This window comes from Planctobacterium sp. AWM4_229, from assembly GCF_056160305.1.
On the sequence record NZ_JBSWWX010000009.1, the window covers coordinates 147010 to 160040 of the forward strand.

At 43.3% G+C, this 13031-nt stretch carries 12 protein-coding genes; 7 read left to right on the plus strand and 5 right to left on the minus strand.

Features of this window, described 5'->3' with window-relative positions; genetic code table 11:
• Window positions 1-4 precede the first annotated feature (4 nt).
• The gene (locus ACXAGP_RS19295; RefSeq protein ID WP_475263255.1) at window positions 5-1288 is read right to left on the minus strand and encodes an ABC transporter substrate-binding protein; all 1284 of its coding nucleotides are present in this window, start codon (window positions 1286-1288) and stop codon (window positions 5-7) included.
• 272 nt (window positions 1289-1560) lie between these two features.
• Between ACXAGP_RS19295 and ACXAGP_RS19300 the strand changes: the two genes are divergently transcribed.
• Window positions 1561-2112 (plus strand): hypothetical protein, encoded by a 552-nt coding sequence (locus ACXAGP_RS19300; protein ID WP_475263257.1) that lies wholly within the window; start codon window positions 1561-1563, stop codon window positions 2110-2112.
• Window positions 2113-2160: 48 nt separating this feature from the next.
• Here the strand turns inward: ACXAGP_RS19300 and ACXAGP_RS19305 are convergent, their stop codons facing one another.
• Window positions 2161-3213, minus strand: a complete 1053-nt coding sequence (locus ACXAGP_RS19305; protein ID WP_475263259.1) for an aldo/keto reductase — start codon at window positions 3211-3213, stop codon at window positions 2161-2163.
• Between the two features lie 237 nt (window positions 3214-3450).
• Window positions 3451-4509, minus strand: coding sequence for a CNNM domain-containing protein (locus tag ACXAGP_RS19310; protein WP_475263261.1), 1059 nt, complete (start codon window positions 4507-4509; stop codon window positions 3451-3453).
• A 167-nt stretch (window positions 4510-4676) separates the two neighbouring features.
• On the opposite strand from ACXAGP_RS19310, the gene ACXAGP_RS19315 reads away from it, so the two are divergent.
• The 4 genes from ACXAGP_RS19315 (at window position 4677) to ACXAGP_RS19330 (ending at window position 7716) form a co-directional block, all read left to right on the plus strand.
• The gene (locus ACXAGP_RS19315) at window positions 4677-5012 is read left to right on the plus strand and encodes a PadR family transcriptional regulator (protein WP_475263263.1); all 336 of its coding nucleotides are present in this window, start codon (window positions 4677-4679) and stop codon (window positions 5010-5012) included.
• 8 nt (window positions 5013-5020) lie between these two features.
• A complete protein-coding gene (locus tag ACXAGP_RS19320; RefSeq protein ID WP_475263265.1) occupies window positions 5021-5719 on the plus strand; it encodes a permease prefix domain 2-containing transporter in 699 nt (232 codons plus the stop codon).
• A gap of 350 nt (window positions 5720-6069) precedes the next feature.
• Window positions 6070-7050 (plus strand): zinc-dependent alcohol dehydrogenase family protein, encoded by a 981-nt coding sequence (locus ACXAGP_RS19325; protein ID WP_475263266.1) that lies wholly within the window; start codon window positions 6070-6072, stop codon window positions 7048-7050.
• A gap of 120 nt (window positions 7051-7170) precedes the next feature.
• Complete coding sequence (locus ACXAGP_RS19330) at window positions 7171-7716, plus strand: hypothetical protein (protein WP_475263268.1); 546 nt, start codon at window positions 7171-7173, stop codon at window positions 7714-7716.
• Window positions 7717-7767: 51 nt separating this feature from the next.
• Here ACXAGP_RS19330 and ACXAGP_RS19335 read toward each other — a convergent pair whose 3' ends face one another.
• Together ACXAGP_RS19335 and ACXAGP_RS19340 are read right to left on the minus strand one after the other, a co-directional pair.
• Window positions 7768-9588 carry an alkaline phosphatase D family protein gene (locus ACXAGP_RS19335; RefSeq protein WP_475263270.1) on the minus strand — a complete coding sequence of 607 codons (1821 nt, stop codon included), beginning with the start codon at window positions 9586-9588 and terminating at the stop codon, window positions 7768-7770.
• Between the two features lie 99 nt (window positions 9589-9687).
• On the minus strand, window positions 9688-10515 hold the full coding sequence (locus ACXAGP_RS19340) for a type 2 periplasmic-binding domain-containing protein (protein ID WP_475263271.1): 828 nt from the start codon (window positions 10513-10515) through the stop codon (window positions 9688-9690).
• A gap of 133 nt (window positions 10516-10648) precedes the next feature.
• Between ACXAGP_RS19340 and ACXAGP_RS19345 the strand changes: the two genes are divergently transcribed.
• Both ACXAGP_RS19345 and ACXAGP_RS19350 read left to right on the plus strand, forming a co-directional pair.
• Complete coding sequence (locus tag ACXAGP_RS19345) at window positions 10649-11044, plus strand: tellurite resistance TerB family protein (protein WP_475263272.1); 396 nt, start codon at window positions 10649-10651, stop codon at window positions 11042-11044.
• A gap of 377 nt (window positions 11045-11421) precedes the next feature.
• Window positions 11422-12510, plus strand: a complete 1089-nt coding sequence (locus ACXAGP_RS19350) for an acyltransferase family protein (RefSeq protein ID WP_475263273.1) — start codon at window positions 11422-11424, stop codon at window positions 12508-12510.
• Window positions 12511-13031 lie beyond the last annotated feature (521 nt).

Genomic DNA, 13031 nt, shown 5'->3' on the forward strand with positions numbered 1-13031 from the left:
TGGTTCAGCCCGTGATGAATTCATACCACTTCTGCAAACTGTATTCATAAGTGGGCATAACCGTATTCCAGACGGCAACGTTGCTGAGCCGATCGACATAGCTGCCCCCGGCCCTCACCTGTCCTTTTTTAACCGACAACTTACCATCATGACCTTTCAGGTCAGTGGCAGCAGGCAATCCACCGTACCAATAGTCCCATTCTTCCTCGCTGAGAAAATCTTTAGAACGCTGCGGATTGGAAATATAATAACCTTGTCTTGCGATAAACGCGCCGGGCCAACCCGAAAGCCACCAGTTCATATATTCATATGCTGCATCTTTTTCTCGTCCTTTTGTCGCTGCAGACAAACACATCACCCCGTGCCATCCTCGATACCCTTCTCTCGGAGCAGCAAAGCGTACTGGAATATTCTGACCATTGAGACTAGATACCGCAGGTGAAAACATACTCTCTATTAGCACTCGACCGGACTTCATGAATTGCACAGATTCAGGAACTGAAGTCCAAAAACCATTAAAATGACCATCCAGTTTTAAGTTAAGTAGTACCGAAAACAGGGCGTCCATTTCCGACTCTGTAATTGCCCCAATGTCTTCAAAAGTGACTAACCCTTTCGCTTGCGCGGCGAGCGCGAGATCAAACAATCCGATGGTAGGGTCATTCACAACGCCTACTTTGCCTTTAAATACCGGATCAAGTAACCAGCCCCAGCTTTCACTACTTGCATCATATCCACTAGGTACTTTATCTGTGATATAACCAAATGAATCAACGTTGTGGACGTACGGCAAAAAGCTGATTTTATCTGTGTGTTGTTCTCCCAATAATCCATTGCTTTGAACATTTAAAATTTTGTGCGGAGCATCACCGGCACCAATTTTTGCGCTGGCCGATATCTTTCCAGTTTTAGTGAGATCATTGATTTCATCCCAATATAGCAATCTTTGCTTTTCAATGGGCTGAATGGCTTGTGAGCGCCAAAGTACGTTAATGCTGTTCGACCACTGCTCGTACAAATCAAAACTGGCTGGATTAGTGGAAGCCTTTTGAAGCACCGCAGCGCTGCCCTTAGGTTCGAATTCCACTTGGATACCCAAGTCAGCCATCGCTCTCTCACGAATGGCATCCCTCAGTGTTACATGTGTCCCCATGACTCTAATAACAGGTTTGGCTCTGCCAATCGCGAAAGGCGCGACTCCTGCTGATACTGCGAAAGCCGCGCTACTCTTTAAAAAAGTTCGCCGTTTGTCATTTTTAACCAAATCAGTGTTGGCGTTTTTTGTCACGAATTCAGCCCTACAAATGTGCCCTATTGAGAGGTTGGCACTGCATTTTAGAAAGCGCAAATAGACAAAAGTCTAATCCAGTTAATTTTATTGAATTCGCTGGCGATATAGAGAGGTTGGAAACAGTTTGGAAATATTTGGACCTGCAAATTACAGTGGTATAGCAATGATTCAAAGGCCTTGAGAAAACGTAAAAATCTTCTCAATATCAGGGTAAACTCGAAGCTCATTATTAACAGATGTCTTAAACTCTGAAACCAAGGATTAAATAAATGAACCGAAAGACTTGCTTATTTGCTTTGCTCACTGTCGTTGGTATGAACGCACATGCTCAAACTCTCAATGATTTGAATAGTGGGGAAATAGATGGCGCCTGTTTTGGACACTATGACTCCGCCACCAAAAACTATTACAATTCTGCCACTATTCCTCATGTTTTTGTGAGTTCAAACAGGCTGGCTCATATTATCGTGCAAAATACTTCTGATGCGACTCTAAAGCTCTACTATCAACCGTCATTTTATTCTGAAGCTTCGGCTGGCGCTGCAGTAAGTATCAGCAACGAAACATATCAGGGAGCCTTTTCGAGCAACAACTCCCCTAAGTCATCTTCTGGTGCGACATTAAGTGCCAACTCGGCTGGCAGAATAGTTGTTCCCTATCAAAACGGAAATCACACAGGGCACATAAAGCTTTATTGGGCTACAACAGAATGTATGACATCCCCTCCGGTGATCGCTTCCGCTGAATCACAGTACTATGTAAGCTCTCCACAGCTTTCAGGGATTAGCTACATTGAAGTTAATAACGGAAATGCCTGGTAGGTAAATAGTGAGTAAAAGGGCGACTTACTTTGCGCCCTTATCTCTTTTTTAAAAGGGCAACGGATACTTTTTCAATAACACCAAAACTTCAGCTTGCAGCGTTTCAGACAGGGGCATTGTAAATGCAGCCAGGTTTTCCTCAAGTTGAGGCATACTGGTCGCGCCAATGATTGTAGAAGTCACACCATCCACTTTATCACACCAGGCCAGTGCCAGTTGTGCGGCTGTCATACCATGACGTTCAGCCAGTGTTTTAATATCTGCCACTGCACTGTTCACCACCTGACTATCGCGGAACAATCCATTGCGCTGTGCAATTGTCCAGCGGCTTCCTTCAGGCCTTGCACCATTGAGATATTTACCACTTAGTACCCCGCCCCCTAGTGGCGACCAAGGCAGATAGGCAATGTCTTCGTGAATGCAATGTTCAATCAAGTAAGGCCAATCTTTGGTGTGTAGCATGTTAAATTCGTTTTGAATCGAAACCATGCGGGGTAAGCTGTATTTTTCACTCAGCTTGAGGTATTCGCTAATCCCCCATGTGGTATCGTCTGAAAGGCCACAATAACGTATCTTACCCGCCTTTACACAGTCGTTAAGCCCTTGCAGTATCTCAAGCATATCATTGGACGCTTGTTCAGTTTTAGTGTCACTAAACTTCACCTGGCCTGGCCAATGGTTGGAAAAATGAGGATGACTACGATTGGGCCAATGCAATTGATATAAATCGATGTAATCTGTCTGTAAACGCCTGAGGGAAGCATCTACCGCCTGCTTAACCGCCTCACCGCTAATCATGCTGCCTTCTCGAATCCATGGCAACCCAGGCCCGGCTATTTTTGTGGCTAACACCAGGTCCTTGCGTTGTTCTTGATTTTTTGCCAACCAATTGCCGATGACCTTCTCCGTCGCGCCATAAGTTTCTGCCCTTGGCGGGATAGAGTACAATTCAGCGGTATCAATAAAATTAACTCCTTGGGAAAGCGCAAAATCCAGTTGTTGCTCCGCATCTTGCTGAGTGTTTTGTTCACCCCATGTCATGGACCCGAGACACACACGTGACACCTTCAAACCACTACTACCTAAAACGGAATATTCCATATCTGAGAACCTGCTGTTAAGAGTTTTATTAATTCTATAGCAAGATGTATGGACGGATCCTGGAATTGAAAGGTAACTATCTCACTTCACGGTGATTTTCGGGTAGCAGGGAGATACTCCACGCGCATTGTTAAGTCTTGACGCTGGCTTTGTAGACGGTTGTATATTAAGTTGTTGAATTCTAGGAAATTCAATAACTTGGCGTCCTCCAATGGCAAATATCGGGGACGCTGCCTCTTATCTATTGTCGTTGACTTTATCTAGCACGGCTTTTTCTCGTTTTTTACCCAAGCTTTTTGCCAGCTTTTTCATACTCACAGTGCGATCATTTTCATCCACGATATCAATGCCTAACAGAGTTTCCAGCAAGTCTTCCATGGTTATAATACCTTCAAGGCCACCGTATTCATCCACCACCAAGATCATATTGGCCCGTTGACTCAAAAACTTATCAAAAGCTGTCGATAGCGGCATAGTTGCAAGCATCACTATCATTTCTTTTTTGTATTCCACAAGCTGTTTCTGGCCATTTCCCCTTGCTTGCGCCAGCAACAAATCTGACTTCATAACAAAGCCGCTGATCTTCTCTGGTTCGTTCTCTTCATAGATGGGGATACGAGAAAATTCGTTGCTATCGTGTTTGTGGAAATAGGTTTCCACCGTAAGGTGCTCTGGTAGAGAGAACACCACCGTTCTGTGAGTCATGGCATCTTTTATTTTTAACTCATGAAGGTTTAATAAACTCTGCATAAAGTTCATTTCATGAACCGCCAACTGCCCTTCCTGTGCAGAGATCTCTGCCATGGCTAACATTTCACCTCGACTCAAGCCTCGCAGTGGACTGTCTTCCTTAAATCCCTTTGTTAGCTTCTCTGACATTTTGACAAATGGATAGAGCACGATAATCAAATATTTAAGGAAAAAAGCGGTCACAGGAGCAAGTTGACGCCAATAAGTGGCACCAAGTGTTTTTGGAATGATCTCAGAAAAAACCAAAATCAAAAGTGTTAATACCGCGGATATTACCCCCAGATACGCATCGCCGAATACCACCGCAGCCTGTGCCCCTGCCCCCGCAGCTCCCATTGTATGAGCAATGGTATTGAGAGTCAGGATAGCCGACAATGGTTTGTTTATGTCTGAAGAAAGCTCGCGTAACAGTGTTCCTGTCGGCTTACCATCTCTTTCCAATAGCGAAATATATGCAGAGGAACAGCTCAATATAACGGCTTCCGCTACAGAGCAAATAAATGAGAACCCCAGGGCAATAAATACGTAAATAATCAGCAGCGTCACTACTCGTTCCTATCTCAAAATTCGGATGTATTTTCAGGTGAGCCCGTAGTATGACACAGGCGTCTTTTATCCGGGAAAATAAAATAAAAACTATTTTGTAGTAATTATTACTTGCAACCTTCCATCAATTAATACTACATTGTAGTTATAAACATCTGAGGCAGAACATGGCGGAAAAAGAAAAGTTTTTAGGAGAGTTCGAGCAAATCGTGTTATTGGCTTGTATTCAGTTGGGCACAACCGCTTACGGTGCCAGCTTGAGACAATTACTACACGATGAAATTCAACGTGATGTGGCAATAGGAGCACTGTATTCCACCCTGGAGCGCCTGGAGAAAAAAGGCATGGTGACCTCAAGATTTGGGGAGGCAACGGCCGAGCGCGGTGGCAAACCGAAACGCTTCTTTGAAGTTACCGCCAAAGGGCAAGAGGCCTTAAAGCGAGCCAGGGAGGCGATGAATACGCTTTGGAATGGTATTTCCATCAGGCAAATAGATGCTTAGGTAGATCCATGAGCGAATCTAAATTACCTCATAAACAGCCTCCGCTGCTGGCACAAAGAATACTAAATCTGGTGGTCCCAAATCACTTAAAAGAGAGTTTAACGGGCGATCTGGAAGAAGAGTTTGCGCACCGCGCAATAAATAACAACAAACAAGCTACTCACTGGTTTTGGAGACAAACAATGCAAACATCACTGCACTACTTTTCACAATATCTGGCCACTGAGGCCATGCTGAAAAAGCTGGTTATCATCACAACAATCATATTGTTCCCCACTCTGCTAATCATGATTTCATGGCTTAGTAATATGGACACCGATACATCCGAGCACATCTGGAACAATTTATTACAAGGTAAAATACACAGTTTCTTATTTGAAGCCGAGGTACTAACGCTGGGATCAGAAAAGATCGCAACTGAGTTTGATCTCTTAATGTATTTCAATATTCCTGCAGCACTGTGGTCTTTGTTTGCTTTAGCAGTGCTGTATTTTCGCAACAAAAAAGCGGTCTTTTCCGCACACCAAGCTGCGGCCTGGTCAGCGGTATTGATGTTGATGCCCTATTTGTTTGGACTGATCTATATCGAAATCATTGAGCCGCAAGCACGCCACGTAGGCCCCCCGGTTGCATTCATGGCTTTGTCCATTGTTTACCTAATCTTACCCTCGAGCTATCTGGTGTTGAGCAAGATGACTAAGAAGTAAAGCGACTCCATCAGAAGTGTTTTAGAGCTGGTAGAAAGGATCATTGCTTGTCATATTACAAGACAAACCGATACGCCTTGCCAGCTCATTAACAACCACTCTCAGCCTGATGTTTTCCTCAATTAATTTCCCGGTTAAAAACTGCAGCTCTTATTCGAACGATTAAGTGAGGAGCTCCCCTGCACTTTTAGTATTTACTGTAAGATCACAAATAACACCTCACTCCTTGCTTCTGTATTAGTTTCTCGAATCAATAAACAGAAAATAGCAAAGGCCAATTCAAACAAGCGTTTAAATTTCCAGTAAGACTGCTACACTCAGACAGGCAAAAACCAATTGGAAGAGTGAATATGCTTAAAGCACAATATAAAGAAAGAGGCTCGGTGCCCCAAGACGTCATTGAAGCTGTCGAATTTACTGCGCCAGTACCGCAGCACGATGAAATACTTGTGGAGTTGCAAGCCTCTCCGATAAATCCCTCTGACGTACTCACGCTAACAGGCTTATATGGTATTCTGCCGCCACTTCCCGCTATTGGTGGTAATGAAGGTGTTGGAAAAGTGGTTTCTGTGGGCGACAACGTAGATCATTTTCAGCCCGGCCAGTTGGTTTTACTGCCTGTAGGTATAGGTACCTGGTCCACTCATATAGTCGCCCCTGCTAAAAAGTTCATCCCGTTACCTGACGGTGCCGATGCTCAGCAACTGTCTATGCTATCCATCAATCCACCAACCGCTTCATTGATGCTGTCAGAATTTGTATCGCTGGAAGAAGGTGATTGGGTGATTCAGAATGCCGCCAATTCAGCGGTGGGGAACTATTTAATTCAACTGGCCAAATTACGCGGTTTAAAAACCATCAACATAGTACGCCGGGAATCTCTTATTGAGCCACTCTTAAAAGCGGGTGCAGACATTGTACTTGTGGATGGTGATGACCTAGTGAAGCGAGTGCGCAAAACCACAGAAAAAGCAGAAATAAAATTAGCAATCGACGCTGTTGGTGGCAGCGCTTCGAATCGCCTGGCCGACTGCCTGACAACTCAAGGAACCTTGGTCAATTACGGCATGATGAGTGGCGAGGCTGCACAGGTATCCTCTGCTAATTTGATTTTTAAGGACATCACCGTAAAAGGATTTTGGTTGGCCTTATGGTTTCAGCACGCGACCAAAGAAGCCCAACAAAGCCTCTACAATGAACTGGCTATGTTAATAGCGACCGGCAAATTAAAAGCGCCTATTGACCGTACATACAAGGTGGCGGATATCAAAGAAGCAATAGCCTATGCGGCTCAAGGAGAGCGCAATGGCAAAGTATTGATCACCGCTTGATCAAACCAAAAAACTGCGGGGGTCTTCCCCCCTTTTTTGGAATTATTTGTAGAATCATTCAAACTTTATTAACACTCAGAACGACTTACAAAATAACTTCTCAATATCAGGTATTTTGTAATGAATAAATTCGCTAAAACCGTCGCCCTGTCCTCAAGCTTTTTATTAGTCTCATTGTATGCAATGGCCCGCCAGGCCCCCACCCCAGTTTACGCGGTAGCTATCGACGACTGTCAGGTCGTCAAGCAAATAACGCTAGGAGATGAGGAATATGAAGCCTGGCAAAAGATGCAGGACCTGGAAAAGCAAATGCAGGTTATCCAAGGACCATTGAAAGCAGTAGAAGCCAAATTTTCTGAATATGGTAAGGAGATGGAAAAACTAAACGAATTAGCAATTCAGGAAACAGAGCAAACCTTGTATATAGATAAGGAATTACTGAAAAAAACGGAAGTACTGGCTGACAAAATTTCAGCATTGGCGGACGCGCACCAGTCAGATTTTGATGCTATAGGTGACTTAGGGAAACTAATTGGTCAGCAAGCTGACATCTTTAGTGACACCATTGAGAGTGCCTTTAAAGGTCTCGATTACAACCGGGTTAAAATATACAAAGCAGATGAGCCACTAGACTTAGACCAGTGTTTCACTGACCAATTGATGTAGCATTAGCGAAATAATTCAGGGCGGAATTACCGCCCTTTTTAATGTATATAATTAAATCAAATTGACGCTCGGTGACCCAACCTGGGTTTCAGCGATTTGTGTTCTGGAAGTATTCTCGGCATATTCTGTTGAAAGAATAGTATCCACATAATGCCACTGTGTAGTAACTTTCTCAGCGGTGAACGTCAGGGTCATAAAGCCCCTATCCATGACATTCATATATTGCAAATCCTCAACTAACTGAACTATGCCAGCTTCGGTTGCAATAGCATCTTCTGGCGCAATTGAGAGGTACTGCTCTAATCCAGGAGAAGACACTGAGGGTGTCGCGAATTCAACAGCCACTGAATCGCCTGAAATGTCTTTTAAGTTGTTAGCCCAGGCATTGTGTGTATCTCCTGCAAGTACAACTAAATTTTTATTAAGCTGTTTTGCGGTCCCCAGAATAACTTCACGCTCATAGGCATAACCATCCCATGCATCAAGGTTATACGGGATAGATGGTAGACTAAGCAAGGCAACCACCTCTGGTGTCAGCCGCGCTATATTGGCTTGCAAATAAGCTAATTCTTCGGCTGTTAAAGTGGGATCCCCCGCCTCCGCGCGTTGTGCCAAGATTGCGATTTGGCCGAGCTCAGCATAGTCTCCAACGGAAAGCTGTTGAGTCGCTATTGCTGCGGGCAACAACATACGGCCCATTAGCACTTGCTGACCAAGTACTTGCCAGGTAGCCGTTGAAATAGACATCGAGCCTTGCAACCAGGTTAGCTGTTCTGAACCTAACATTGTACGGTTAGTATCACTTACATCAGCGGTAAACCCGGCAGAATCAATTGCCCCGGTAACAGGATCAATATAGTTGGCATAATCAAGTTGTTGATCTCGTGCGACAACACGGGTGTCGAGCATGTATAAGTCTACCAGCTGCCCAAAACTAAATTGGCGATTGATGATTTCATTGTTACCCTCAATTACTGGCCTGATGGGCATCCACTCGAAATAAGCTTGTAACGCTGCAAGTTTACGCTCTTCGAAATCACCTTCATCTTCCTGGTGATTTTCCGCGCCATCTCGCCAGGTATCATTAGTTACTTCGTGATCATCCCATACGGCTATAAATGGTACGTTAGCGTGCAACCGTTGCAACCCTGCATCGGTATGATATTGCGCATAGCGAGTGCGGTAATCTGCCAGAGTGATTAACTCGGCATCCGGCAACACTTCTCGGCCCATAGCAGCGGCGTTTTCACTGGCATAGCCATTGCGGTCATACTCATAAATGTAATCACCAAGGTGAAGTACCGCGTCGAGATTTTCTTGTTGTGCAGCTAAGTCATAAACATTAAAAAAGCCAGCAGGGTAATTTGAGCAAGACATTACGGCTAGTTTGACAGAGGATACGTCTACCGCCGGCAAAGTACGAGTCATCCCCAAGGGTGACGTGGTATCTCCACTGATAAAACGATAGTAATAAGTAGTGCCGGCAGTTAAGTCGATGGCATCGATCTTCAGCGTGTAATCGCTGGCGGAAGAAATATTGGTGCTGCCGCTTGTTACCATTTCCTGAAACTCAGCATCAATTGCAACTTCCCAGCTGACAGGAAGCTCGCCATCAAAGCCTTCTTCAATTGGTGTTACTCTAGTCCAAAGAATAACTGCATTTTGTGTTGGGTCACCACTGGCAACGCCGTGTTGAAATTCGACCTGTATAGGCTCGGGTTCTGGTGTTACCGTTGGCGTTTCGGGCTCTGGCAACTTGAGGTCATTGCCATCGAGACACCCCATTAAACCGGAAGAAACTATTGCAAGACCCACTCCTCTGGAAGTGAGTTTTAAAAAGTGGCGTCTGGACAGAGCTTTGTTTTTCATCATTTTATTCGCCTGTGAGTATGTCAAAAAGTAAGCATATTGACTCTGCGGTATGACATTTATATTAAATCAGCTTAAGGATTTTACCGGAGATGAGAACTCTTAATCATTAGACAGTCTTATTATTTTTTTTGAAGCTAACGAGGACCTTGTGATCACATCCTGCCATACCAGATTAAAAAACTGCTCAAATTGACCGTTACTTTCCATTGCCCGCAAGGTTTTTTGTAATTCCTCTGCGATTGGCTTGTTGCTCTTAGCGAAGAAAAAAGTAAATTTTGCAGGATAATAGAGTGCAATATCATCGGATACAGAAATCTCTTTGCTTTGTAAATGCTCATGTTCAAACCAAACTTCAAACATACTTCGGGGCAAGTAGTCCACGCGGTCGAGCTCTAATAGTTTGAATAAACTATTGTAAGAAGTAGTCCCCTGGACGTTGAATCCCTGCTTTTTTAGTAGCATATAATCCGGCCAATCTGGTGACATACCGGCGACCTTGTTGTGTATTTCATTGTCTCTGAGTGTTTTGAACTCGTTAATCCTGTCGTTTTTAATGAGTAGTAAACGATAGCCAAATAATCCTTTGAAAATATCAAAATCCACTTGTGCAAGATTGCTAATTCTTTCTGGTGTAGAGATAGCCCAAAAGACATCTACTCCCATGCCTTGCTCGACAAGCTTCAAACTCCTGCCTCTTGGAATACGCATTTCACCGGGCACCAATTGATATTGATTCAAAGTATCTGAATTCTTGAATGCAAACCGCAGCAACTGCAACGGATAACCGGTCCGCTCATCAAAATTAGTTTCCGGACGAGGGTAATAAAGTTTCAATGCCGTACTTGCTTGCAACCCAGTACATAAAAAAAATAATAAAAAACAGATACAGCGAGTTATCTTATGTATCATCCTGAAAGCACACTTCACTCTTAACCTGAGCTAAGTGTAGCAGGTTACTTTTACTACCCAAGTTGTAAACCGGAAACATTTTCGTTGGCCAAAAATTAGCGGTTGCTGTTAGTATTTAATTCAACTTTGTTTTTTTAAATACAGGACAGCCATGAGATTCGATAAATTCCTACGCACTTTGGACATGGGGGATTGTGAAGACCAGCTTCAGAGAGAAGCGTTACTTGAAATCGCCATCTTTTTTATGGTGGTAGATGGTGCTGTTGATGCAGCTGAAGAAGAGGTTATTCGCAACTGGCTCACAGAAATTGAATGGAATTCTGATATCTCAGTTCAAGATTTTTATACCAATGGTATGCAAAAAGCTAACAACGCGAGTGAGCAACAAGATTTCGAGCACTTTATCGCTCACCGCACTAGTCAATTATTAGATACTGAGTTTAAAACTAATGCGTTAAAGCTCGCCGATGAAATTGCTTCTGCTGATGGCATCATTGATGAAAAAGAGAAAGCGGCTCTAGATATATTGAAGAGTTATCTAAATTAGCCCTTCCTTTCTTATCAAAGGAAGGGATCCTTATAAAGAAATATTACTGCGATTACTAATATTGCCAGCGAAATAAAGATTTTGATCATATCACTCAATACATTTGAGATTTCATCAGACATGCTTCCCTCACGAATAATAAAATGTTCAGTGAGGGAGATTCTAGGGTATTTTTAACCCCTTATCATGCAACCAAAATGATAGAAAATGAAAGCGTGGTTTGATTAAGTTTGTACGACATTGTCCAACCTACTTCTTCCTCCACACAATTGCCTTTCTAGTAATGAATATAAATAAACTGGCTTTTTAAGGCATAAGTTTGCTATTTACAACCCATTATGACAGCGTTGTCATACCCTTTGAGAAAATAGTATTTAATGATGAAACAACGCGACAAAACTTTGGATGTGTTCAGAGGACTGACCGTGTGTCTAATGATATTAGTCAATACCCCTGGATCATGGCTGCATATTTACTGGCCTTTAAAACATTCCGACTGGCACGGTGTTACGCCAACTGACTTAGTATTCCCATTCTTTTTGTTTGCGGTTGGCAGTTCGCTTTTTTATGCACTTAAGAAAGCCAACAATAAGATAGAGACCCTCAGTAAAGCATTAAGGCGGTTTGTGTTATTGTTTTCCATTGGCTTGTTTCTAAATGCCTTTCCCTTTGTTGAGACGTTCAATGAATTAAGAGTCATGGGAGTACTGCAACGAATTGCCATTTGTTATCTGTTAGCTGTGTTAGTGATTTTGTATATTCCGACGAAAAAAATCAGCTTTTTTTGTTGTTCCGGCCTCGTAATTTATTGGTACCTTATTGGTTTTGATAATGCATCGTGGCAACTAAGTGATAACCTTGTAAGAGACATTGACCTTTTCATACTTGGTCAGAATCACATGTATCAGGGATTTGGCATACCTTTTGAACCAGAAGGATTACTAAGTAGTTTATCTGCGACGGTATCTGTGTTATTCGGCTATCGGACAACACAATTAATATCAGCTACGAAAAACCCGACTACAAAGTCTCTTTTGCTTTTAAAATACGGCACTGCTTGTACTTTAATTAGTCTGATTTTGGCGTTGTATTTACCACTTAATAAACCATTGTGGAGCAGCAGTTATGTATTGCTGACAATAGGACTGGCTCAGATATTACTTAGTTTAATTTATCTCTCAGAAAACCTCCCCGCATGTCACAAGCTCAATAACTTCATGGAGATCTACGGGAGTAATCCACTGCTTGTTTATATCCTTTCGTGGCTTTTTGCTGCCAGTTTAGCATTGCCACTTTTTGACCCTTTGATTTATCCTTCACAATCTTTAACCGGGCTTTACTTTCATGCACTATCCTCCTTCCTTCCCTCGAAACTTACCTCGTTAAGCCATGCTATCGTTACTGTCACTATTTTTTATTTGCTATCACGGTTTTTGTACAAAAAACGTATTTTTATCAAAATCTAGCAATCCATTTCATGGGCGGGGGTCAGAGCCTTAACGTGGATGCTTCTGCTAAGTTACGATAAAGTTCAATAAACGCTGATCCTGATATTATGCCGGATCTGACCTCGTATGCTGACAGGTGCTTCGAACTCACATGGGGGAGAGGGAGGAGTAAAGGAGCGAATACCTGGAGCTCCGACCGACCGAACGCCAGACAAGTCTCCTACAAGGATGTAGGCTGTTAGAACAACGCAGGAGCAGTTGTCGAGAAGCCACCGCAGGGAGGCTTGTACCCCGTACACTAATCATACTACTAATCTCGCCATGTTCTTCGTGGGTTACGCGTTGCTTGTGGATTAGCGCAGCTAATTTCTATTTGGAGAGAGGGCTATCCCTTGATACTGATACAACAACAGGACTTTTCTGAATCGCAAATGCAAAAAAGGGCTACCCTTTCGGATAGCCCTTTCTCTAAATAGGAGCCTGGCGGTCCCCTACATGGATGTAGGGGGTAGAACAACGTCTGGAACAGTTGTCGATAG